The following is a 21,367-nucleotide window of genomic DNA, read 5'->3' as shown; positions in this document are numbered from 1 at the left end:
GACATTCTGACCTTCGTGTTCGTCGCGCCGCGTTACGGTACCGGTTCCCTGGCCGATGTGTTCCCCTCCGTGCTCGCCGGTCTGGGCGTGCCGGGCGAGGAAGACCGCCTAGGCCTGGGCCTGAATGCCGACCAGGTCTGCGTTCTGCTGGTGGACGGGCTCGGTTACCGGGATCTCGTCGCCGATCCCATTGCGGCGCCATTCCTGTCCGGCCTCGCGCCGGTCCGGCTCACGGCCGGTTTCCCCACGACGACGGCCACCAGCCTCGCCTCGCTCGGGGTGGGCGTTCCGCCGGGCGAGCACGGGATCGTGGGCTATCTGTTCCACGTCCCCGGCTATGACCGGCTGTTCACCCCACTGTCCTGGCGGCTGCACGGTGCGCCGAAGTCCGATCTGCGCAAGGAATTGATCCCGGCGGAGTTCCAGCCCCGCCCAACCGTTTTCCAGCGCGCCGTCGCCGACGGCATCGCCGTCGCACAGGTGTCGCCGCGCGATCAGGCCGGATCGGGACTGACCGAGGCGGTGCTGCGCGGTTGCCGGTTCCTGCCCCAGCTGTCGTTCGGCGATCTCGTCGCCGGTGTGAGCGAGGCATTGCGGGCCGGGCCGCGCTCACTGGTCTACACCTACCACGGCGATCTCGACCTGACCGGACACGTGCGCGGCCCGTCGTCGCGGGCCTGGGAATTGGAACTGGCCAACGCCGACCGGCTCGCCGCCGCGCTCGCCGCCGAGCTGCCCCCGGGCGCGGCGCTGCTGGTCACCGCCGACCACGGCATGGTGCAGATGGACGACAGCATCGATTTCGACACCACCCCCGTCCTGCGAGAAGGAGTCCGGGCGCTCGGCGGGGAAGCGCGGGCCCGGCACGTCTACACCGTGCCGGGCGCCGAATCCGACGTCGCGGCGGCCTGGCAGGCCACGCTCGGCCCGGACTTCGAGGTGCTCGGCAAGGAGGAGACCGTCGCCCGAGGCTGGTTCGGCCCCACCGTCGACCCTGCGATCGCCCAGCGCATCGGCGATCTGGTCGTGCTCGCGCGAGGGCGGCGTGGTGTCATCCGCAGCGGCGTCGAACCATTGCAGTCGTCGCTGGTCGGGCAGCACGGTTCGCTCACTCCGGCGGAAGTCGAGGTGCCGCTGTGCGTCTTCCGTGCCTAGTGCCCGTCTTCGGTGAACAGCGCTCTAGTCTGGAGTCCGATCGCGGCGGGTGTCGCCGCCGACCCTTCAGGAGGAGCCCATGAACGCCACGCTGTCACGGACCGGTCGGACCGGCCTCGGGTTCGCGATGGTCGCCATGGCCCTCACCGGCTGCACCGACATCGAACGCGCCCTCAACCGCGGTGGCGACACCCCGTGCAGCGAGTACGTCAAGCAGGATCAGGACACCAAGCGCACGACGATCACCAAGTTCGTCAAGCAGCAGAGCCAGGACGACCGCGAGCCCGCGGGGACCGTCGTGGACGCGACGATGGTGTCGGTCGACCTGCTGTGCGGCGCCCAGGCCAACACCGATACCCCCATCAAGAACGCCGACGTGGCCGGGATCTTCATCCGGAAGTGACCGCTCAGCGCGGCGGATGGGCGGCCAGGTAGCGCTCACCGGTCACCGCGTCCACGGCATCCGGACGGGGAGTGCGGAAGAACACGAACGACTTGCCCCCGACCTGATAGACCGGGTTACCGCGCGGTCCGTCGGCGCGTGTCACATGGGGCATGCCCGAAGCCACCTCGTGCACATCGGCGAGGCGTGCCCGCTCGAAACCGGTCGCCATGCCAGCAGCCTAGGGCGTCGTGGGCCACTTCGCTCGAAAGCGCCGGCGACCGGCCGGTAGGGCTCCGGGCGCTCGCCACGCCGGTCGGCGTACGCCAGAATGAGAGGGAGAATTCGAGCTCACACGACGACGGGTCTTCCACGTGGCACGCTTCCGCGCCCTCACACAGCAGCGGGTCGAACTGGAAAGAGAATGGGAGCGTTGGGCGACGGCTCCACGGGCGGTACCCCGCCCCCGGGACACCGTCCTGCGCAACGACGTAGCACAATCCTGGCGGCGCTCGCTGCACACCGTCGATCCCGGTCGCACGATCGCGCCGGGGGTGGACGACATCGGTGATCGCTGGGCCGCGTCGCCACTGCGCGAACCGGTGACGGCACTGGCGGGTGAACTGCGCGCCATCACCGAGGATTCCGGGTATCTGGCGGTGGTCACCGACAGCGCGGGCACCGTGTTGTGGTCCTGCGGTGACCGCACGCTGCGCAGGCAGGCCGAGCAGGTCAACCTCGCGCCGGGCGGATGCTGGGACGAAAGTCATATGGGCACCACCGGCTTGGCACTCGCGCTGCACACCGACCGCCCCGCCTCGGTGTTCTCCGCCGAGCACCTGATCGCCGCACTGCACGGCTGGGTCTGCTATTCCGCGCCGATCCACGGACCCGACGGCAGGCAGGTCGGCGCGCTGGATCTGTCGAGTTCCTGGGACCGCTCGCATCCCGCGGTGCTCACCTCGGTGCGCGCGCTGGTGACGGCCGTGGAGACGATGCTGCGCACCGCAGAGCCCGCGCCCGAGCCGGGGATCCGGCTGGAGTGCCTGGGCGCCGCACGGCTGGTACGTGACGGGGTGCCGCTGCCGCTGCCGCCTCGGCAGCTGGAGATCCTCGCCCTGCTGGCGCTGCAGCCGGACGGCTTCACCCCGGAGCAATTACACGCCGCCCTGTACGGCGACCGGTCGGTGTCCAGCAGCACGCTCAAAGCCGATGTCTCGCATCTGCGCCGCGCGATCGGCGGTGCGATCAGCAATCGCCGTTACGCGCTGACCGGTCCGGTGTCCTGCGACGCCGTCGACCTGTTCGCCGCCATCACCGCTGGTGACACCACCTCGGCGGTGTGGCTGTACCGGGGGCCGCTGCTGCCCGGATCGGAGGCGCCCGGCGTGCTGCAGTGGCGCGACTACCTCGATGTCGGCGTGCGGACCGCCGTGCTCGCCGGTGACCGAGCCGAGCACGCGGTGACCTTCGGCGAACGAGCGCCCCGTGATGTCGCGGTACACGAGCACGCGCTGCGATTGCTCCCGCCCGACGACGTGCGCCGCGCGGCGGTCACGGCTCGGCTGCATACGGCATTGCGCGACTGACACTTTCACACCAACCTCGCACCAACCTCCGCGGACGATAGTGGCTCTGTCCGAGATATCTGCGAGGAATCATGAGCTACACCAGACCGGGGGCGGGACTGCGGCATCGCCGACTACCCGACGCAGCCCGGCCACGTCCTCCACGCCGGTCGAACGGCATGGGGACGCATCGAACGCACCGGGTGGACATCACCGACCGCGCGAGGGCGGTCTTGCGCAGCGTGATCGATCAGCACGGAGCCGTGCTGCTGCACCAGTCCGCGGGACACCGCGACAGCGACTCGCCACGGTGCCTGCCCATCCGGGAGTCCAGTATCGACCGCGCCGACGTCCTGCTGGGAAATCTGCCCTGGCACACCGAAGTGTGGATCAGCGGCGAGCAGTACGAGCACTGGAAGCACACCCACCTCACCGTGGATGTGGCCGAAGCATCCGGCGGCCGTGCTTCCGACGCTCTCGAGGACACACATTTCGTCATCAGATCACGACTGCTCACCGACGAGGAAGCAGCGGCGCTGGCGGCCGGAGGGCCGCCGCGCACCGGAGCCGACCGGTTGGCGTAACCCCTGCACGAACCGGCGGGTCGTCCGCCCGGGTGGGCACGACCACCCGGGCGGACGTCGTGTGTCAGCGCCCGGGCAGGAAACGCAGGCTGCGCGCGACGGTCATCAGGAACGGCTGCCACTTGTCCTTCGGGAACAGCTTCGGCGCATCGAGATTCATGAAGCGGGTGACCACGATCGACTGCGGTTCGGTGAACTTGAGCAGGCCGTCGGGCCCGTGGCGGCGCCCCACCCCGGAGATGCCCATTCCGCCCATCGGGGCGCCGGTGGTGCCCCACGCCGGCGCGTAGCCCTCGTCCACACAGACCGTGCCCGCGTGCAGCCGCGCCGCGATCCGCTCGCCTTCGGACTTGCTCGCCGCCCACACCGAAGCGTTGAGGCCGTAGTCGGTGTCGTTGGCCAGGCGCACCGCCTCCTCGACACTGTCGACCGGATAGATCGACACCAGCGGGCCGAAGGTCTCGTTGCGGCCGCACTCCATCTCGTCGGTCACGTCGCCGAGCACGGTCGGCTCGAAGAACAGCGGACCCAGGTCCGGGCGGGCTTTGCCGCCGGTGAGCACTTTCGCTCCCTTCGAGGTGGCGTCCGCGACGTGCTTGGACACCGTTTCCAGTTGCGCTTCGGAGATGAGGCTGCCGATGTCGGCCGAATAGTCGTAGGCGGCGCCGAGTTTCGCGGCGTGTACGGCGGCGACGAATTTCTCGGTGAACGCCGCGGCGACCTGCCGCTCGACATAGAGCCGCTCGATGGAGATGCACAGCTGCCCGGCATTGGAGAAACAGGCGCGCACGGCCGCCTTGGCGGCCTTGTCCAGGTCGGCGCCAGCGGCGACGATCATCGGGTTCTTGCCGCCGAGTTCGGCGGAGAAGCCGATCAGCCTGCGGCCGCACTGCTCGGCCAGGGTGCGGCCGGTCGCCGAGGAACCGGTGAACATCAGGTAGTCGCAGTCCTCGACGATCGCGGTGCCGACCACGCCGCCCGGCCCGGGGACGACCGCGAGCAGCTCGCGCGGCAGGCCTGCTCGGTAGAGCAGCTCGGCGCCTGCCAGCGTGGAGAACGGGGTCTGACTGTCGGGCTTGACCACCACGGCGTTGCCTGCGATGAGCGCCGGAATGGAATCGCCGATCGACAGCAGCAGCGGATAGTTCCACGGGGCGATGACACCGACCACGCCTTTGGGCTGATACCGGACCGAGGCGCGGTTGAGCACGGGGAAGGCGCCCGCTACCCGGTGGGTGTCCAGCACGCTCGGGGCGATCTTGGCGAAATAACGGGCCGCGAACATCAGGCCCATGATTTCCTCTTGGGCCGCCCAGCGGGCTTTGCCCGTCTCGGCCTGCACCACGTCCATCAGGAATTCGCGGTGCTCCACCACCAGAGCGCGGTAACGGTCCAGCACGGCGGCGCGTTCGGCGACCGGACGGGCCGCCCAGCGCTGCTGCGCGGCCCTGGCTTTGCCGAAGGCGGCGGTGACGTCGGCCGGCGTGCCGACCGGCACGCTGCCCAGGGAGTTTCCGGTGAACGTCTCGGCGATCGTCCTGCGCGGACGTTCCGCGGGCGCCTCGATCGCGGCCAGCGCGCTGAGGCGGTCGAATACATCGGCTTCCGGCGCGGGCATCGGTGCCTCCTACTTGTGAGTAACTTTGAGATACACACAATCTACGCCCGATATCGCCCGTCATGAACCCACTGCGGACGGAATGCGCGGCACACCGTCCGCGGCCGCCTCGGCGCCGAATACCTCTTGGTTCTGGCGTGGCCGGGTGACGGTCCCCCGGTAGCTCACGGTTTTCCCGGTCGAGTCAAATCCAGTCCCACTCACCGGGACCGGCTGTCCGTATCGCCGGGTCGTGGTTTACGTTATGCCGATGTTCAGAGCGAGGCTCGGGGTCCGCACCCGGATTCTGGCTATCGCGCTCATTCCGAGTCTGACTCTGCTGTTGGCAGGCATGGGCGCCGCCGGCTACCTGGTAGCCGAAGGAACCAAGGCGAAGGACTGGGCCGCGGCGAGCCAGAAGGCCATCGCGGTGACCAGCGAGGTCATGGACGCGATCGAGCAGGAACGCTACCTCACCCTCGCCCAGCTGTCCGGCGACGACACTCTCACGTCCGCGCTCGGCCCCGCGCGCATGCGCGTGGACGCGTCGGTGCGAAACCTGCTCGCGACCTCCGCGAACCTGCGCGACGTCGACGACACGAAGATCACCGAGAAGGACGCCGACCTCGTCATGCTGACGCAGAGCCTGACGACGGTGCGCTCCGCCGCCGACGCGGGCGCACTGCCGATTCCGGACGCGTACATGTTCTACAACCGGTTGCTCGATCCGATCTCCGCGGGCGCGCAGTCCACCGTGCGCACCGCCCCGGAGAGCGATATCGCCGTGGGCACCGTGGCAGGCATCCGCTTGTTCTACGTGAGCGAGGCGATGTCACGCAGCAACGCCCTCGGCGCGGTCTACGTCCACGGCGCCACTCCCCCGCCCATCCCGCTCGATGAGTACACCCGCCAGACCGGCTTCTACCACGCCGAGATCGCCATGCTCATCACCGAATTGGACGGCCCGATCAAAGCCCGCCTGCAGGCGCTGTCCACCGGCACGGCGTGGCAACAGCTGACCGCGATGGAGAACGCCATCATCCAGCGCGTCAGCGCCGCGGCGGCTTCCGCTACCACATCGCCCCCCGCGGCCAGCGCGAGCACCGGCACACGGCAATCGAGCCTGCCGCCGCTTCCGCTGAGCGCCGAAGAATGGCACCGCGCGGCAGCCGAGGTCAGCCGCGGGTTGCTGGACGCCTGGTCGGTGTACAACAGGGATGTCCAGGAGGCCGCCGAAGACAAGGCCGCCGCGGCGGCGACCAGATCCGCCGTCACGGGTGGCGGCATGCTCGTGATCGGCGTTCTGGTGCTCGTCGTCGCGGTCGCTTTGGCCAACCGCGTCATTCGCAGGCTGAAGCGGTTGCGAGGAGAAACGCTCGCGCTGGCCGACGAGCGGCTGCCCGACATGATGCGCAGGTTGCGCGACGGCGAAGCCGTCGATCCCGCCGCGGAGTCCCCGAACCTGGACTACGGCAGCGACGAGATCGGCCAAGTGGCCAAGGCGTTCCAGCACGCCCATTCCGCCGCCGTCTCCGCGGCGGTGGCCGAGGCTCGCACCCGCGAGGGCGTGAAGGCGGTGTTCCTGAACATCGCGCATCGCAGCCAGATCGTGGTGCACCGGCAACTGGAGATACTCGACGAAGCCGAGCAGCGACAGGAAGACCCGGTCCTGCTCGACACCCTGTTCCGTCTCGACCACCTCGCGACCCGGGAGCGGCGCAACGCCGAGAACCTCACCATCCTCGGCGGCGGCAAGCCGGGCAGGCAGTGGCGCAACCCGGTCCCGTTGGTCGACCTGGTGCGCAGCGCCGTCGGTGAGACCCTCGACTACGCCCGGGTGCGGGTGACCCGGCTGCCCGAAGTCCACGTGCTCGGCGCGGTGGTCGCCGACCTCATCCACCTGCTGGCCGAACTGGTGGACAACGCCACCTCCTTCTCGCCGCCGCAGTCGCGTGTCGAGGTGACCGGCAACGTGGTCGGCAAAGGTGTCGTGGTCGAAATCGGCGACCAGGGCATGGGCATGTCCGAAGCCGACCTGGCCAAGATGAACGAGACGCTGCGCAATCCACCGGATTTCGGCGTGGCCACCCTGTCGGCCGACTCCCGATTGGGATTGTTCGTGGTCGCGCAGCTGGCGGCGCGCCACGGCATCGCGGTGCGGCTGTCGGACTCCGATTACGGCGGCATCAAGGCCATCGTGCTCGTTCCGTCCGCCCTCATCGCGGCCGATTCGGGCGTGCCGCAGACACCGGCGGAGCTCACCGATCCCGGCAGTCGCCGCAAGCTCATCACCACGCCCGCGATCGCGACGGAGACGGCGAATTCCGCTCAGACCCCGTCGTCGTCGGTCGCGACCCTGCCGGTCGAATCCGCCGCGCCCCCGCGCTACGCCCCTCGCCCGTACACCGAGGCTCCGATGCAACCGGGCTCCGACGGTCGCCCGCCGTTGCCGCGACGCCACCGACAGACCAATCTCGCACCGCAATTGGCGCAGTCGACCCAGGAGCAGCAAGCCGCCTCCGCGCAGGCTCCCCGCTCCGCCGAGCAGGCCCGTGATCTGATGTCCGCCATCGAGAACGGAACCAGGCAGGGCCGCCGCGCCACCATCCCCGACGAACAGGAAGGCTAGGGGTGTCCGCTTCTCCCGCAGGTGATCTCAATTGGCTGCTCGACGATCTCGTCGACCGGCTGGCCGGCGTGCGCCACGCGGTGGTGCTATCCACCGACGGGCTACTACTCGGCCGCTCCAGCGGCATGAACCGCGAGGACGCCGAACACTTCGGCGCGATGTCCTCGGCGCTCTACGGGCTGGCGCGCAGCGCGGGCAACCGGTTCGACGGCGGCGGCGTCCGCCAGGCGGTCATCGAACTCGACCGCGCGGTGCTGTTCGTGACCTCCGCGGGCGACAACGCCTGCCTGGCACTGCAAGCCGCGGAGTCGGCCAATCTCGGCATGGTGGCCTACGAGATGAATCTGACGGTCCAGCGCGTCGGCAGCTATCTGTCCACGACCGCACGCCAAGACCTCGTCGGACATGTCGAGTAAGACCTGCCATGACCCATCCGCGTGAGCCCTGGTTCGACGAGGCGGCCGGCCCTCTGGTGCGTCCCTACGCGGTCACGCGCGGACGCACCAGCGGCGCGGGGCCCGAACTGGATATGCTCACCACCGTGATCGCGGACTCCTCCGCGGCCACACTGCGACGCAGCGAACCCGAGTACGCCGATATCCTTCGCCTGTGCCGGGTTTCGCAGACCGTCGCGGAAGTCTCCGCACAGTTGCGTTTGCCGCTGGCGGTGACGAAGATCCTCGTCGGTGATCTGATCGGCGACGGGCAACTGATCTTCCGCGCTCCCGTTCCGACGGAGGCCGGACCCGATGACCTCAACATATTGCGAGCGGTACTGGATGGAATCCGAAAACTTTGACCCGAGCGGCACACCGCAACTGGCCGCGTCGGTCAAGATCCTCGTCGCCGGCGGGTTCGGCGTCGGCAAGACCACCATGGTCTCGGCGATCAGCGAAGTCGCGCCACTGCGCACCGAGGAACTGATCACCGAGGTGAGCACCGGAATCGACGATCTGTCGGGCGTCGAGCAGAAGTCCACGACCACGGTCGCGCTGGACTTCGGCAGGCTCACCATCGACCGCGACCTGGTGCTCTACCTGTTCGGTACACCGGGCCAGGACCGGTTCTGGTTCCTGTGGGACGAACTGGCGCGCGGTGCGCTCGGCGCCGTCGTCCTGGCCGATACCCGCAGGCTCGGCAACTCTTTCGCGTCCGTGGACTTCTTCGAGCGCCGCGGTCTGCCGTTCATGGTGGGCGTCAACTGCTTCGACGGCGCACCGCGCTACACCAACGACGAAGTACGCGACGCCCTCGACCTCGACTCGGCCACCCCCGTCATGCTCTGCGACGCGCGCGACCGAGGGTCGTGCAAGGACGTCCTGCTCACCCTCGTCGAACACCTCATCCAGCGGGCACAACGCGCACACGCCACCACCTGAGGGCGCGGCAGCCGCGCGGTGGTCGGGACCTGCGAACCCTCACACCTGCCGCAGCCAGGCCACGAAAAGCAGCGCGCCACCCGCGGCCAGCACTACCGCGGCCGGAGCAGGCCACCACGGCCCGTTCCGGCCGAGCAGGCCGCGGGTGAGCCGCAATTGGAACGCGCCGAGCCCGGCGAGGACCAGCAGCCAGATCGGCAGCAGCCCGACGCCGAGCGCCGCGTGCACCGCCCACGCACCCGCCGAAGTGGGACCGCCCCAGGATCCTTCGAGATTGTCGCTCGCGACGACCGGAAACAAGATCCCGCGGAACGCGGCGACGGCCGCCAGGAAGGCCAGAAACCAGGCCGTCAGGCCGACCGCGCCACTGAGCACCGAGTGCGAGACCGACCGGGTGACGGCGAATTTGTGCGGCAGAACGGATTCACCGAGCAGTCGCCGCGGCACGCGCAGCCGGGTCGGAATTCGCCGCACCGCCAGCGGGAGCGCCCAGAGCGCGTAGGCGGCGTAACGCAGGAGTGCCCGAAACCACGACATACCGCCGACGGTAGCGCTACTCGGCCCGCGATTCACCGTAGCAGGCCCGCGTGCACCAGATCGTCGAACAGCATCTGGTCGACCGGAGGGACGAGGGCCCGGTCGGCATAGGAGAACCACGCGACCTCTTCGATCTCGCTGCTCGCGGCGAGCGTTCCGCGGTAATCCGCGGTGTAGCAACTCATCCGCACCACCGCCCCGTCCGCCGGACCGTGCGGCGCCTCATAGGTGCCGACGTGCGCGGCGGTCTCCGGCAGCAGCGCGACCGTGAGTTCTTCCTCGATCTCGCGCAGCAGCGTCTGCAGATCGGTCTCGGCGCCTTCACGCTTGCCGCCCGGGATGTAGAAGACATCCTTGCCGCGCGGTCTGGCACACAGGATCCGTCCGTCCTCGATGCGCACCCATGCCACCGTGTCGATCAACTGCCGCACTCGCCCGTCCGCCACCGCCGCAGCCTATCGCCGCGCGACGACGGACGCGGAATGTGCAGGCGCCCGCCTCACCCGGCCGGAATGAGGTAGGGGTCCTTGGCACCTGGGCCGAGAACGGGACGCAGGTCGCGCAGCGCGATGCGCTCACCGCACTCCGAGCACACCGGCTCGACGGTCACGAGGTTCCCGCACGCGGCGTGCCTCGTCTGCACCGGCGGACCGTCCGGCGCGGCCCATTCGTCACCCCACTGCCGCATCGCGGTGACGACCAGCCACAGCGAGCGGCCTTTCGTGGTGAGCCGGTAGTCGTAGCGAACCGGATTGTCCTGATAGGGCTCTCTGGTCAGCACGCCGTGCTCCATCAGATGCTCGAGACGCTGAGTGAGGACATTGCGCGCGATGCCGAGCCGGGCGTGGAAGTCGTCGAAGCGCGTCACGCCGAACAGGGCGTCGCGCACGATCAGCAGCGTCCACCATTCCCCCACCACCTCGAGGCACTGGGCCAGCGAGCAGTTCATGTCCTCGAAGCTCGTCCTGCGCATATCCGTCAGCATACTCAGTTGCTTGACAGAACTCACTATTCTAGTGTGCGTTGCATGAAGCAACTCACTACGCGGACGCTCGCCGAGGAGTTCGCGCTCGCCGACACCGGCGGGGGCCGGTGGCAGGCGCGGGTCGACCGGTCCTGGCGGGGATGGACCGGACCGCACGGCGGCGTGATCGCGGCTCTGCTCATCGAGGTGGCTCGCGCGGCGGCTGCCGAACCATTGCCGGTGCGGGCCGTGGACCTGCGGTTCCTGGGCCGCCCCACCGAGGATGTACTGACCTTTCGCGCGACCGAGCACACGGTCGGCCGCAGCACCGTAGTGCTGGACGTGCACGCCGAGCAGGACGGCAGCCCGGTCGCGGCGGCGTCCGTCACGCTCGGTCGCACCGTGGAATCGGGCATCGCGAAATACCCGGGCGTGCCGGCACCGCGGGTGCCCGATGTCGATTCCTGCGCGCGGTTCGCCCTCCCGCCCGAACTCGTGCCTGCGGGCGCCCACTTCGACATCCGCCCCGCGGCGGGACCGCTGCCACTCACCGGCGCGGACGAACCGATGATGTGCGCCTGGATCGCACTCCGCCCCGAGCCGCCCGCGGACGCGGCGGCCCTCGCGATCCTCGCCGACGCTCTGCCGCCCGCCATATTTCCCACGCTGCGCGCGCCCGTCGCGATCCCCACGGTGGCGCTGTCGATGCACGTGCACGGCGCGCCCACCGGTGGCCTGCCGGTGCTGGTTCGCACGGTGAACGCCTCTACCGGCGGCGGTTGGTCGGTAGACGACACCTCGATCTGGGACCGGAGCGGCCTGCTGCTCGCCTCCGCCCGCCAGACCCGCCGCGTGCTCGGCTGAAACGGAGAAGATCATGCCATCCCCTACCGCGGCGCCGAACCGGGCCGCCGCCGACTTCCGGGTCGTGCTCGCCGTCGTCTCGATCGGCGTACTGCTGTCGAGCCTGGATCTGTTCATCGTCAACGTCGCCCTTCTGGACATGTCCGCCGATCTCGGCGGAGCACGGATCTCCGGGCTGTCCTGGGTGCTCAACGCCTATGCGATCGTGTTCGCCGCACTGCTGGTCCCGGCAGGACGACTCGGCGACCGCCGCAGCATTCGAACCACCTTCCTGCTGGGATTGGTGATATTCGTCGCCGGGTCGGCACTGTGCGCGACCGCATGGGACGTCGGGTCGCTGGTGCTGTTCCGCGTCCTGCAGGCCGTCGGCGGCGCGCTGCTGACGCCCGCCTCGCTCGGCTTGGTGCTCGCGGCCGCACCGCCGCAGCGCCGCGCCGCGGCGGTGCGGCTGTGGGTCGCCTTCGGCGGCCTCGGCGCGGCGCTCGGCCCGGTGCTGGGCGGGCTGCTCGTCGAATTCGGCTGGCGCTGGGTGTTTCTGGTCAACGTGCCGTTCGGCTTGATCGCGGTGGTCATCGGCGTGCGGATGCTGCCCGATCCCGAAGGCGACGGCGGGCGGATGCCCGACCTGTTCGGCGCGGTGCTGTTGGTCGGCGCGATCGCCGGGCTGGTGCTCGGACTGGTGAAGGGTACGGACTGGGGGTGGTCGTCGGCGGGCGTACTCACCGCGTTCGCCGTGGCGGCGCTGTTGACTGTGGCGTTCGTGGTCTCCTCGGCCCGGCACCACAGCCCGGTGGTGGATCCGGCATTGCTGCGCGCGCCCAACTTCGCCTGGATGACCGGCAACGCCGTCTTCTTCAACGTCGCCTTCGGCGCGATGCTGCTGTCGGTGGTGCTGTGGGCGCAGAACGTGTGGGGCTGGTCGGCGATACGCACCGGTCTGGCCGTCGCGCCCGGCCCGCTGATGGTGCCGGTGATCGCGGTCCTGGCGGGGCGGCTGATCGGACGGATCGGCGCCGGACCGGTCATCGCGGGGGGCGGGATCATCTTCGGTGCGGGCATGCTGTGGTGGGCGCGGGCGATCACCTTGACGCCGGACTACGTCGGCGGCTTGCTCGGCGGCATGGTGGTCAGCGGCATCGGTGTCGGCCTCACCCTGCCGACCGCCTTCGCGGCCGGCACCAGCGGACTGCCGCCACAGCGGTTCGCCACCGGGTCGGCCGTGTTGAGCATGGCGCGCCAGATCGGTCTCGCGGTCGGGGTCGCGGTGCTGGTCGCGGTGCTCGGCTCGCCCGCCGATCCGGAAGCGACACTGGAGGCGTTCCGGCGCGGGTGGTACGTGACCGCAGCGGTCGCCGTCCTGGCCGGTGTGGTCGGCGTAGCCGCCCGCATGCCGAAACCCGCCGCGGTGCAACCGGAATCGGCCACCGAGTCGGCCGTCGCCTGATCCGTCGCCGGGACCGCGTGAGGCGACGGATCAGCGGCTGCGGCGCTGGAATCGCCGGTCCGCGAACGGCAGGAATTCCGCGGTGATGAGCGGTGGCCGCACCACGGCCATCGGCGACGAGTGCTGCTCCAGCCAGGAATCCCCGCCGCGGACCGGCGGACCGGACAGTCCACAGGTCCGCCGCCACGGTCCACGCCGCGATGAAGCCCAGCTGGTCGGGCATCAACTGGGGCGCGACGAAAATCTGTGTGGTCCCGCCGCATCACTACCCGGCCCGCACCGTGAGGCTTTCGCGCCCTGCGGTCAGCGCCACGTGCGCGACAGCGGCGTCCAACCCCCGCTTCGGCAACGGCGCATCGTCGAACATGGCGATCTCGACGGCGTCCTCGGTGAGTTCCCAAGTGCCCGCGATACGTCCGCCGACCACGACGATCGGTGAGATCCAGCCCGCGGTCCGGCTCACCTTCGCACGGTGGGCGGCGGGCAGCGCGACGGTGTCACCGGTGCCCGGTCCCAGCACGTACTGGTCGAAGGCGCCGAGCAGGTGCACCGTCGCGCTCGGCGCGGCGGCGGCCAGCGCGTCGACCTGATCGGTCGGCAGGAAGCCGCGGCGGCCCTCCACGTCGACTTCGGTGAGCAGGTCACCCAGCTCGGCGAACCAGCGCCGCACCGTTGATTTGCGCAGACTGCTGCGGCTGAGCCAGGCGTCGAAGGTCTCCGGCGTCGCCGGGCCGTAGGCGCCGAGATAGCCGAGGATCGCCGCAGGCGCCGCGGCCTCCGGCTCGGGCAGGCCGGGCCAGTCGCGCACCAGCTGGGCCGGACGGGCGAACGTCACCTTGGCGCCCCGCGACGGACCGTGGCAGAGCACCCCTTGCCAGGCCAGGGGTTTGAGCAGCGCGCCCCAGCCGGAGCGCAATTCCTCGCCGAGCCGGTGGAAGCCCGGCTCGGACACCAGGGCCTCGACCAATTCCTCGCGGGTGAGCACCGCGTCGTCGAGCACCTCGGCGACCGCCTCGGCCAGCGCCGCCACCTCCGCGGGGGAGGCGCCGAAGTTCTTCTGCCAGGCGGGCTTCTCCCAGGTGCGTGCCGAGCCGATGAGCGCGAGGCAGGCGGCGGCCAGTTCCGGAGTGAGCGCGTGCAGGGTGCCGCGCATCGCCCAGGTCTTCATCAGCGTGCCGTCCCCGAGCGCGCGAACCAGCCCGCCCGGTTCCGGTTTCGTGCTGCGCAGCCCGACCGCCAGTTCCGCGGCGGAGGCGACCTGGGCCTGCACGCCGCACAAACGCCCGGCGATGGCTACCGCACCCTCGTCCGCGCGGGACCGGACATACTGACGATCCAGCCGCCAGGCGAAGACCTGATCCCAGGTGGCCCGCACGCGTGCTCCTTCTCCCACTCAGCTCAGCAGCGCGCCGACACCGGCCACCGTCGCGGCCGCCAGCGCCGACCCGGTCACTGTCATCGCGATCACGCCGAGCAGGGCGGTGCGGGTGGTGGCTCGCCGGATCGCGCCCACCGGGTCGGCCAGCCGCTCGGCGCGGGCCAGTACCGCCGTGCCCGCCGCGGCCAGCGCACCCGGGGGCGCGGGCTCGACGATGCCGACGATCGCCAGCAACCCGCCCAGCAACGGCAGCGAACCGTGTTCGTCGGCGGCCTTGTCGTCGGCGCACATCTCCAGCAGCCGGGCGATCTCCGCCGCACCGACGGTGAACAAGCGCAGTCCCGGCAGCGTGGTGGCCACCGCGCGCAACACCGCCGACAACGCCGCGTGCCTGCCGGACAGGTGCGCGCGCTCGTGCGCGAGCACCGCGGCCAACTGGTCGTCGTCCAGCACGTCCAGCGCGGCGGTGGTGACCACGATGGTGTCGGGCCGTCCCGGCACGCAATACACCTGCCGCTCCGGCGAATCGAGCACGACCGCACCGATGCCCGGCACCGGCCTGCCGACCAGGCGGACGGCCCTGGCGTGGACGCTGGTGCGCCTGCGCATGTCCACCACGACACCCACCGCGCGCGCGATGAGCGCCACCGTGCCGGTGGCCACCAGCGCCGCCACGGCGAACGTGGCCGCCCGGGTGGCCGCGGCGCCGTGCACATGCATGGGCGTCCACAGGAACGACACGCAGGAGCGCAGCGCGTCCTTCGGATGTCCCCAGTAGGTGGCGAACTCGATGGTCACCACCGTCGCGGCGATCCCCCAGGCGCTCAGGGCGCCGACGATCGCGACGACCCAGGCGATCACGCCCAGCCGCGGCGCGATGCCGCGATGGGTCAGGCTGCGCAGCACGGGCGGACCGAAAGTCGCCACCACGCTGCCGTACAGCGTCAGAGCGATGGCCAGGTTCACGGGACTTCTGGTGACTTGCGCGCCGCGAGTCTGCGCAGCGCGGCACGCAGCCCGGCCGACTCCTCGGCGCTGATCCGATCGACGAAATGACTGAGCACCAGATCGGAGCGTCCGCCGGAACCCAGCGCTTCGAGCATGAGCCGGGCGCTGTGCTCCTCCCTGGTGAGCGTCGGCCAATATCGATAGGCCTTACCGGCGCGTTCGCGTGCCAGCCAGCCCTTGCGATGCAGGTTGTCCATGGTCGACATCACCGTCGTATAGGCGATGTCGCGCTGAGCCGACAGGTCGTCGAAGATCTCGCGCACCGTTGTGTCCTCTGCGTCCTGATCCCAGATGCGGTCCATGATCACCGCCTCCAGATCCCCGAATCCACGCACCGTACCGACTCCCTCATCCGCGCTGTGCCCCGTCGTGGGAACAGGTTACCGGTTACGGCCGGTTACTACGGAGGCAACCAGTAGATCCGTCCGCGCCGATCAGGGCTGCGGGATGCCCCGCACGACCGGGGCGGCGCTCTCACACCGGGTCGCGCGGCGTCCGATCGAGCATGGCGAGGTAGGTATCGAGCTGGGCCGCGCCTGCGAGAAGATTGCGGCTGCGCATGGTCAACCGGTCCTGCCAGGAGTCGAGGAAGGCGCTCAACGCGTCCGCCCCGCCCGCCGCGCGCAGCGACTCGACGAACCGCGCGACCTGGGACAGCCGGTAGCCGCCCCGGCGCAGCTGTCGTGCGATCTCGGCGTCGCGTACGCAGTCCGGTCCGTAGTGGCGGTAGCCCGTCGCCCGGTCACGGTCGGGGCGCAGGATGCCATGGGACTCCCACATGCGCAGTGTCGCCGCGTGCACGCCGAGCCGGCGCGCGAGTTCGCCGACGGTCAGCGGTCGGCCGTGGAGAGGGGTGGGCATCGTGCGGGCCAGGCCGCCCAGGGCCGTCGCGACCTCGCTGCGGGTGTCGCGTTCGGTGAGCAGCGCGACGTGCGCGGCGTCGATGAGCCGGTAGGCGGACTCGGAGTCACCGCGGTTGGTCGCGCGCAGGATGTCCGTCGCCTGCCGGTGCCCGTGGCCCGCGCGCAATGCCAGGAAGGCGCGCAGCGCCTGCGCGTGCAGGGCCGTATAGCGCCGATACCCGGCCTCACTGCGCTCGGCGGGCGGAAGGATGCCCGCGTCGTCGTAGTTGCGGATCGCCTGTGCGGACAACCCGTGTTCCCGGGCGAGGTCGATCGGCCGCAGCTCACACCTCCGATTGAGGCTTTGATCTCTGAATACCAGGGATCGGTCACAAAAGTTTCACTCGAATGTTCAACGATAGTGTCGAGGGCAGTTCCTTCTGGAAAGGGGTGCTCATGTCCACTGCCGCAGCACTGCGAGCCGTCGGCCGCCAACTCGACGACCCGGCAAGCCTGGGCCGCGCCCTCGACGAACTGCTCGGCGCGCGGACCGAGCCGACGGCCCTGCTGGCCCTCGGCGAGCCGACGCACGGGGTCGAGGCGTTCCCGTTGTTACGCAACGAGATCCTCTGTCACCTCGTCGAGCGGGGGTACCGGTCGATCGTGCTGGAGACCGATGTCTTCGCCGCGTCCGTTGTCGACGACTACGTGGCGGGGGCCACCGCGGACCTCGACACGGTGCTCGCGACCGGGTTCAGCCACGGATTCGGCGCGGTGCCGGGCAACCGCGAACTCGTCGAATGGCTCCGCACGCACAACGCCACCCGCGCGCCGTCGGACCGGGTTCGCTTCCACGGCTTCGACGCTCCGGTGGAGCACTCCGGCGCGCCGAGTCCGCGACGCGCACTGTTCTCGGTCACCGACTATCTGCCCGCCGCGCTGCGGCCCGGATCGGTCCGCGACCTCGACGCACTACTCGGCGAGGACGCGGACTGGACGAACCAGGCGGCCATGTACGACCCGGCTGCGTCCATCGGAGACTCGGACCGCGCTCGCGCCCTGCGCGTCGTCGCGGACGATCTCGCCTGCGCGCTGCACCGCGCGGCACCCGGCCTGCGTCGCGCCGACCCGGCCGGCTACGACCACGCCGTCGCGCACGCGCGCACCGCCCAGGGCCTGCTGCGCTACCACGCGGCCATGGCCGGTTCCGCACCCGGTCGCATCGCGACCCTGCTCAGCGTGCGCGCCGAGATGATGGCCGAGAACCTCCTCGCGATCGTCGCGCAGGAGCAGCGACACGGACCGAGCCTGGTGTTCGCGCACAACGCGCACTTGCAGCGCGTGCAGTCCCACACCCCGATCGGCCGGGACGAGGCGAACTGGGGCGGCGCCGGCGCGCTCGTCGAACTCACCCTCGGCGAGCGGTACGTGTTCGTGGCAACCGACGCCAGTCCTGACAGTGAGCCGGGCACCCTCCAGCGCGTGTTGGCCGAGGCGACCTCCCGCCGCGCCCTGTTCCCCTCCCAAGACCTGCGCGCCGCGCTCGCTCCGTCGATCGGCACGAGCGCACCTTTCGTGCCCGGCCACATTCCGCTCACCCCGGCGGACTTGGACGGCGCCGATGCGGTCATCTTCATCGCCGACACCGACGGAAAGCGGCATCAGTACTGGTAAACCTTCGCCCCCCACCTCTGATTCCAATTCGCGGGCGCCTCGGCGGTACTCCGAACAGCCCGGGGAGTTCGACACGCCAGACGGAGGCTTATGCGAACATATGTTCGTGTCCGATGCGTCCGTCCCCCGCAGGCCCCGGATACTCGCGCGGCCGGAGGCATCGATCCTGCATGCCGACCTCGACTCGTTCTACGCCTCGGTCGAGCAGCGTGACGACCCGCGGCTGCGCGGCAAGCCGGTGATCGTCGGCGGCGGCGTGGTCCTGGCGGCGAGCTATGAGGCGAAGGCGTTCGGGGTGCGCACCCCGATGAACGGAGGGCAGGCGCGCCGGTTGTGCCCGCACGCGATCGTGGTGCCGCCGCGGATGTCCGCCTACGCCGAGGCGAGCAAGGCCGTCTTCGAGATCTTCCGCGACACCACGCCAGTGGTGGAGGGCATCTCCATCGACGAGGCCTTTCTCGACGTCGGCGGGCTGCGCCGGATCGCCGGCGAGCCGGTCGCCATCGCGACGCGGCTGCGCGCGCAAGTCCGCGACCGAGTCGGCTTGCCCATCTCGGTGGGCATCGCGCGCACCAAGTTCCTCGCCAAGGTGGCCAGCGCCGTCGCCAAGCCCGACGGGTTGCGGCTGGTCCAGCCGGACGGCGAACTGGAGTTCCTGCACCCGCTGCCGGTGGAGAGACTCTGGGGTGTCGGCGACGTCACCGCGCGCACGTTGCACGAGCACGGCATCACCCGCGTCGGTCAGCTGGCCGAACTCGGCGAGCGCCCGCTGCGGGCGATACTCGGTCCCGCCGCCGCCCGCCACCTCTATGCCCTGTCCTGGGCGCGGGATCCGCGCCGCGTCGAGACCGGCAGGCGGCGGCGTTCGATCGGCGCCCAGCGCGCCCTCGGGCGCAAGCGCCGTCCTCCCGACGAGATCGAGGCCTACCTGCACGGGCTCACCGATCGACTGGGCAGGCGGCTGCGCGCCGCCGACCGGGTGTGCCGAACGGTGGTGCTGCGGCTGCGTTTCGACGATTTCACCCGGGCCACCCGCTCCCACACCCTCGCCCAGGCCACCGACCACACCGAGACGATCCTGTTCGCGGCCCGCGCTCTGCTCACCGGCGCGATGCCGCTCATCCAGGAACGCGGCCTCACCCTGATCGGCCTGGCGCTGACCAATCTCGACGACGCCGACACCGTCCAGCTCTCGCTGCCCTTCGAGTCCCGCGCCACCGGCACCCTCGACGCGACCCTCGACGACTTACGCACGCGCTTCGGCTCCGCCGCCGTCACCCGCGCGACCCTCCTGCACCGGGGCGAGGGCCTCTCGGTCCCGCTCCTCCCCGACTGACGCCGACGGCGCTCGCGTACCGGGCAGCGGCCGCACCACCCCTCAGTACGACCGTTTCGGCCGCTTGTCCATCAACCGCAGGATCAGCGGCGTGAAGATCAGCTGCATGGCCAGCTCCATCTTGCCGCCGGGGACGACGATGCAGTTCGACCGCGACATGAACGAGTCGTGCAGCATCGACAGCAGATAGGGGAAGTCGATCACCTTCGGGTCGGCGAACCGGATCACCACGAAACTCTCGTCCGCCGTCGGAATGGTGCGCGCGATGAACGGATTGGACGTGTCCACCGTCGGCACGCGCTGGAAGTTGACGTAGGTGCGGGAGAACTGCGGGCAGATGTAGGTGACGTAGTCCGGCATCCGCCGCAGGATCGTGTCGATCACGGCCTCGCTGGAGTAGCCGCGCTCGGTCTTGTCCCGGATCACCTTCTGAATCCACTCCAGATTGATGATCGGCACGACGCCGACCAGCAGATCGGTGTACCGGGCCACATCGACCGTGGAAGTGACCGCCGCGCCGTGCAAGCCTTCGTAGAACAGCAGATCGCTGCCCGGCGTCAATTCCTCCCACGGCGTGAAGGTCCCCGGCGACTGGCCGTAGGGCTTGGCCTCGGTCTCGTCGTGCAGGTATCGGCGCACGGTCCCGACGCCGGTCTCGCCGTAGTCGCGGAACAGCGTCTCCAGTTCTTTCAGCAGGTTGGCTTCCTCACCGAAATGCGAGAACCGCAGATTGCGGGTCTGCTCGGCCTCGGCCATGGCGAGTTTCATCTCGTTGCGGTCGTAGCGGTGGAACGCGTCGCCCTCGACAACGGCCGCGGTGATCCCCTCGCGGCGGAAGATCTCCTGGAAGGTCCGGGTCACGCTGGAGGTCCCCGCCCCGGAGGATCCGGTGATCGCGACGACCGGGTGCTTGACCGACATGATTCTCCTCTTCAGCGCTGGGCCGGACGAAACAGCGACCGCCTGCCGAACAGCGAACTGTCGAAACTGGGCCCCTCGTCGGGTTCGCGGTGATACCGCTCGATGCGCTCCACTTCGTTGCGGGAGCCGAAGATCAGCGGTACCCGCTGGTGGACCTCCCCGGGCAGCACTTCCAGCACCCGCTCGCTGCCGGTGGTCGCCGCGCCGCCGGCCTGTTCGACGATGAACGCGATCGGGTTGGCGCCGTAGAGCAACGCCACCCGCCCCGGACGCGCGGGCGGGCGGGTGTCGCGCGGATACAGGTACACCCCGCCGCGCGTGAGGATGTGGAAGGTGTCGGCGACCAGCGATGCCACCCAGCGCATGTTGAAATCCCGCTCGCGTGGCCCGTCCACGCCGTCCAGGCACTCGTGCACATAGCGGCGCACGGGTCGCTCCCAGAAGCGCTCGTTGGCCGCGTTGATCGCGAAACCGGAGGTGTCCTCGGGAATGCGCATCCGCGGGTGAGTCAGCACGAACGCGCCGATCTCCCGGTCCAGGGTGAACCCGTCCACGCCGCTACCGGTGGTCAGCACCAGCATGGTCGCGGGCCCGTACAGCGTGAACCCCGCGCACACCTGCTCGACACCGGACTGCAGGAAGTCATCCGCGACCGGACCGTCCTGCGACCCCGTGTCCCGCGCGGGCGCGCGCAGCACGCTGAAGATCGTGCCCACCGGAAGGTTCACGTCGATGTTCGACGAACCGTCCAGGGGATCGAACGCGAGCAGGTATTTCCCGCGCCGATGGGTGGCGGGCACCGGATGGATCTCGGTGATCTGTTCGGAGAGCAACGCCGAAAGATGGCCGGTCCACTGGGTTTCGGCGACCATGATGTCGTTGGCGATCGCGTCCAATTCGCGGTGCACCGTCGGCGGGGGATTATCCGGCCCCGAGGGGCCGAGCGATCCGACGATCGCGCCGCGGGTGACCTGATTGGCGATGATCTTCGTCGCGGTCGCGATCACGTTCACCAGGGCGGAGAACTCACCGGACGAGCCGGGATGCCGATGCTCCTGCTCGATGGTGTAACGGGTGAGGGTCTTCAGTCCTTCTGGCATGGCGC

At 69.9% G+C, this 21,367-nt stretch carries 22 protein-coding genes and 1 pseudogene; 12 read left to right on the top strand and 11 right to left on the bottom strand.

Going from position 1 to position 21,367, the window contains the following annotated elements:
• Positions 1-15 precede the first annotated feature (15 nt).
• Positions 16-1,155 carry an alkaline phosphatase family protein gene (locus ABZ420_RS11340; protein ID WP_357120314.1) on the top strand — a complete coding sequence of 380 codons (1,140 nt, stop codon included), beginning with the start codon at positions 16-18 and terminating at the stop codon, positions 1,153-1,155.
• Positions 1,156-1,234: 79 nt separating this feature from the next.
• Positions 1,235-1,558 carry a hypothetical protein gene (locus ABZ420_RS11335; RefSeq protein ID WP_062969045.1) on the top strand — a complete coding sequence of 108 codons (324 nt, stop codon included), beginning with the start codon at positions 1,235-1,237 and terminating at the stop codon, positions 1,556-1,558.
• Between the two features lie 28 nt (positions 1,559-1,586).
• Here the strand turns inward: ABZ420_RS11335 and ABZ420_RS11330 are convergent.
• Positions 1,587-1,769: pseudogene (locus ABZ420_RS11330) on the bottom strand (hypothetical protein); the annotation flags it as partial.
• Positions 1,770-1,911: 142 nt separating this feature from the next.
• Between ABZ420_RS11330 and ABZ420_RS11325 the strand changes: the two are divergent.
• Positions 1,912-3,126, top strand: a complete 1,215-nt coding sequence (locus ABZ420_RS11325) for a transcriptional regulator (protein WP_357120311.1) — start codon at positions 1,912-1,914, stop codon at positions 3,124-3,126.
• Between the two features lie 158 nt (positions 3,127-3,284).
• A complete protein-coding gene (locus ABZ420_RS11320) occupies positions 3,285-3,689 on the top strand; it encodes a DUF779 domain-containing protein (RefSeq protein WP_357120308.1) in 405 nt (134 codons plus the stop codon).
• Between the two features lie 64 nt (positions 3,690-3,753).
• Here the strand turns inward: ABZ420_RS11320 and ABZ420_RS11315 are convergent, their stop codons facing one another.
• Complete coding sequence (locus ABZ420_RS11315) at positions 3,754-5,307, bottom strand: succinic semialdehyde dehydrogenase (protein WP_357120305.1); 1,554 nt, start codon at positions 5,305-5,307, stop codon at positions 3,754-3,756.
• A 250-nt stretch (positions 5,308-5,557) separates the two neighbouring features.
• On the opposite strand from ABZ420_RS11315, the gene ABZ420_RS11310 reads away from it, so the two are divergent.
• From ABZ420_RS11310 to ABZ420_RS11295, 4 genes are read left to right on the top strand one after another with little or no spacing between them, the layout of a single operon-like run.
• On the top strand, positions 5,558-7,915 hold the full coding sequence (locus ABZ420_RS11310; protein WP_357120302.1) for a nitrate- and nitrite sensing domain-containing protein: 2,358 nt from the start codon (positions 5,558-5,560) through the stop codon (positions 7,913-7,915).
• Positions 7,916-7,917: 2 nt separating this feature from the next.
• The gene (locus tag ABZ420_RS11305; RefSeq protein WP_040866769.1) at positions 7,918-8,331 is read left to right on the top strand and encodes a roadblock/LC7 domain-containing protein; all 414 of its coding nucleotides are present in this window, start codon (positions 7,918-7,920) and stop codon (positions 8,329-8,331) included.
• An 8-nt stretch (positions 8,332-8,339) separates the two neighbouring features.
• Entirely contained in the window at positions 8,340-8,714 is a 375-nt protein-coding gene (locus tag ABZ420_RS11300; protein WP_040866768.1) for a DUF742 domain-containing protein, read from the top strand.
• Positions 8,695-9,294 carry an ATP/GTP-binding protein gene (locus ABZ420_RS11295; RefSeq protein ID WP_040866767.1) on the top strand — a complete coding sequence of 200 codons (600 nt, stop codon included), beginning with the start codon at positions 8,695-8,697 and terminating at the stop codon, positions 9,292-9,294. Before ABZ420_RS11300 ends, ABZ420_RS11295 begins: the two co-directional genes overlap by 20 nt.
• A 39-nt stretch (positions 9,295-9,333) precedes the next feature.
• Here the strand turns inward: ABZ420_RS11295 and ABZ420_RS11290 are convergent, their stop codons facing one another.
• From ABZ420_RS11290 to ABZ420_RS11280, 3 genes are read right to left on the bottom strand one after another with little or no spacing between them, the layout of a single operon-like run.
• Positions 9,334-9,831 (bottom strand): hypothetical protein, encoded by a 498-nt coding sequence (locus ABZ420_RS11290; RefSeq protein ID WP_357120299.1) that lies wholly within the window; start codon positions 9,829-9,831, stop codon positions 9,334-9,336.
• A gap of 32 nt (positions 9,832-9,863) precedes the next feature.
• Entirely contained in the window at positions 9,864-10,277 is a 414-nt protein-coding gene (locus ABZ420_RS11285) for an NUDIX domain-containing protein (protein WP_357120296.1), read from the bottom strand.
• A 53-nt stretch (positions 10,278-10,330) separates the two neighbouring features.
• The gene (locus tag ABZ420_RS11280; protein WP_357120293.1) at positions 10,331-10,804 is read right to left on the bottom strand and encodes a helix-turn-helix domain-containing protein; all 474 of its coding nucleotides are present in this window, start codon (positions 10,802-10,804) and stop codon (positions 10,331-10,333) included.
• Between the two features lie 54 nt (positions 10,805-10,858).
• On the opposite strand from ABZ420_RS11280, the gene ABZ420_RS11275 reads away from it, so the two are divergent.
• Complete coding sequence (locus tag ABZ420_RS11275) at positions 10,859-11,659, top strand: thioesterase family protein (protein ID WP_357120290.1); 801 nt, start codon at positions 10,859-10,861, stop codon at positions 11,657-11,659.
• A gap of 13 nt (positions 11,660-11,672) precedes the next feature.
• Entirely contained in the window at positions 11,673-13,103 is a 1,431-nt protein-coding gene (locus ABZ420_RS11270; RefSeq protein WP_357120287.1) for an MFS transporter, read from the top strand.
• 265 nt (positions 13,104-13,368) lie between these two features.
• Here the strand turns inward: ABZ420_RS11270 and ABZ420_RS11265 are convergent, their stop codons facing one another.
• The 4 genes from ABZ420_RS11265 to ABZ420_RS11250 form a co-directional block, all read right to left on the bottom strand.
• A complete protein-coding gene (locus ABZ420_RS11265) occupies positions 13,369-14,478 on the bottom strand; it encodes a crosslink repair DNA glycosylase YcaQ family protein (protein ID WP_357120284.1) in 1,110 nt (369 codons plus the stop codon).
• A gap of 18 nt (positions 14,479-14,496) precedes the next feature.
• A complete protein-coding gene (locus ABZ420_RS11260; RefSeq protein ID WP_040866764.1) occupies positions 14,497-15,447 on the bottom strand; it encodes a M56 family metallopeptidase in 951 nt (316 codons plus the stop codon).
• A complete protein-coding gene (locus ABZ420_RS11255; RefSeq protein ID WP_040866763.1) occupies positions 15,444-15,824 on the bottom strand; it encodes a BlaI/MecI/CopY family transcriptional regulator in 381 nt (126 codons plus the stop codon). Before ABZ420_RS11255 ends, ABZ420_RS11260 begins: the two co-directional genes overlap by 4 nt.
• A gap of 139 nt (positions 15,825-15,963) precedes the next feature.
• Positions 15,964-16,674, bottom strand: coding sequence for a MerR family transcriptional regulator (locus ABZ420_RS11250; RefSeq protein WP_357120528.1), 711 nt, complete (start codon positions 16,672-16,674; stop codon positions 15,964-15,966).
• Between the two features lie 113 nt (positions 16,675-16,787).
• Between ABZ420_RS11250 and ABZ420_RS11245 the strand changes: the two genes are divergently transcribed.
• Positions 16,788-18,005 (top strand): erythromycin esterase family protein, encoded by a 1,218-nt coding sequence (locus ABZ420_RS11245; protein ID WP_357120280.1) that lies wholly within the window; start codon positions 16,788-16,790, stop codon positions 18,003-18,005.
• Positions 18,006-18,105: 100 nt separating this feature from the next.
• Positions 18,106-19,341 (top strand): DNA polymerase IV, encoded by a 1,236-nt coding sequence (dinB, locus tag ABZ420_RS11240; protein WP_357120277.1) that lies wholly within the window; start codon positions 18,106-18,108, stop codon positions 19,339-19,341.
• A gap of 42 nt (positions 19,342-19,383) precedes the next feature.
• Here the strand turns inward: dinB and ABZ420_RS11235 are convergent, their stop codons facing one another.
• On the bottom strand, positions 19,384-20,262 hold the full coding sequence (locus tag ABZ420_RS11235; protein WP_040866760.1) for a phosphoribulokinase: 879 nt from the start codon (positions 20,260-20,262) through the stop codon (positions 19,384-19,386).
• 11 nt (positions 20,263-20,273) lie between these two features.
• On the bottom strand, positions 20,274-21,362 hold the full coding sequence (locus ABZ420_RS11230; protein WP_357120273.1) for a class 1 fructose-bisphosphatase: 1,089 nt from the start codon (positions 21,360-21,362) through the stop codon (positions 20,274-20,276).
• Positions 21,363-21,367: the final 5 nt, after the last annotated feature.

The organism is Nocardia sp. NPDC005745 (assembly GCF_040630775.1).
Classification (GTDB): Bacteria; Actinomycetota; Actinomycetes; order Mycobacteriales; family Mycobacteriaceae; genus Nocardia.
This window is presented reverse-complemented; position numbering and strand designations above follow the sequence as displayed.

Bases quoted from the DNA above. Each gene is read 5' to 3' on its own strand.
- ABZ420_RS11315 (WP_357120305.1), bottom strand. From the start codon at position 5,307: ATGCCCGCGCCGGAAGCCGATGTATTCGACCGCCTCAGCGCGCTGGCC.
- ABZ420_RS11270 (WP_357120287.1), top strand. From the start codon at position 11,673: ATGCCATCCCCTACCGCGGCGCCGAACCGGGCCGCCGCCGACTTCCGG.
- ABZ420_RS11290 (WP_357120299.1), bottom strand. From the start codon at position 9,831: ATGTCGTGGTTTCGGGCACTCCTGCGTTACGCCGCCTACGCGCTCTGG.
- ABZ420_RS11235 (WP_040866760.1), bottom strand. From the start codon at position 20,262: ATGTCGGTCAAGCACCCGGTCGTCGCGATCACCGGATCCTCCGGGGCG.
- dinB (WP_357120277.1), top strand. From the start codon at position 18,106: ATGTTCGTGTCCGATGCGTCCGTCCCCCGCAGGCCCCGGATACTCGCG.
- ABZ420_RS11295 (WP_040866767.1), top strand. From the start codon at position 8,695: ATGGAATCCGAAAACTTTGACCCGAGCGGCACACCGCAACTGGCCGCG.
- ABZ420_RS11300 (WP_040866768.1), top strand. From the start codon at position 8,340: ATGACCCATCCGCGTGAGCCCTGGTTCGACGAGGCGGCCGGCCCTCTG.
- ABZ420_RS11335 (WP_062969045.1), top strand. From the start codon at position 1,235: ATGAACGCCACGCTGTCACGGACCGGTCGGACCGGCCTCGGGTTCGCG.
- ABZ420_RS11310 (WP_357120302.1), top strand. From the start codon at position 5,558: ATGTTCAGAGCGAGGCTCGGGGTCCGCACCCGGATTCTGGCTATCGCG.
- ABZ420_RS11275 (WP_357120290.1), top strand. From the start codon at position 10,859: ATGAAGCAACTCACTACGCGGACGCTCGCCGAGGAGTTCGCGCTCGCC.
- ABZ420_RS11230 (WP_357120273.1), bottom strand. From the start codon at position 21,362: ATGCCAGAAGGACTGAAGACCCTCACCCGTTACACCATCGAGCAGGAG.
- ABZ420_RS11280 (WP_357120293.1), bottom strand. From the start codon at position 10,804: ATGCGCAGGACGAGCTTCGAGGACATGAACTGCTCGCTGGCCCAGTGC.
- ABZ420_RS11320 (WP_357120308.1), top strand. From the start codon at position 3,285: ATGGGGACGCATCGAACGCACCGGGTGGACATCACCGACCGCGCGAGG.
- ABZ420_RS11245 (WP_357120280.1), top strand. From the start codon at position 16,788: ATGTCCACTGCCGCAGCACTGCGAGCCGTCGGCCGCCAACTCGACGAC.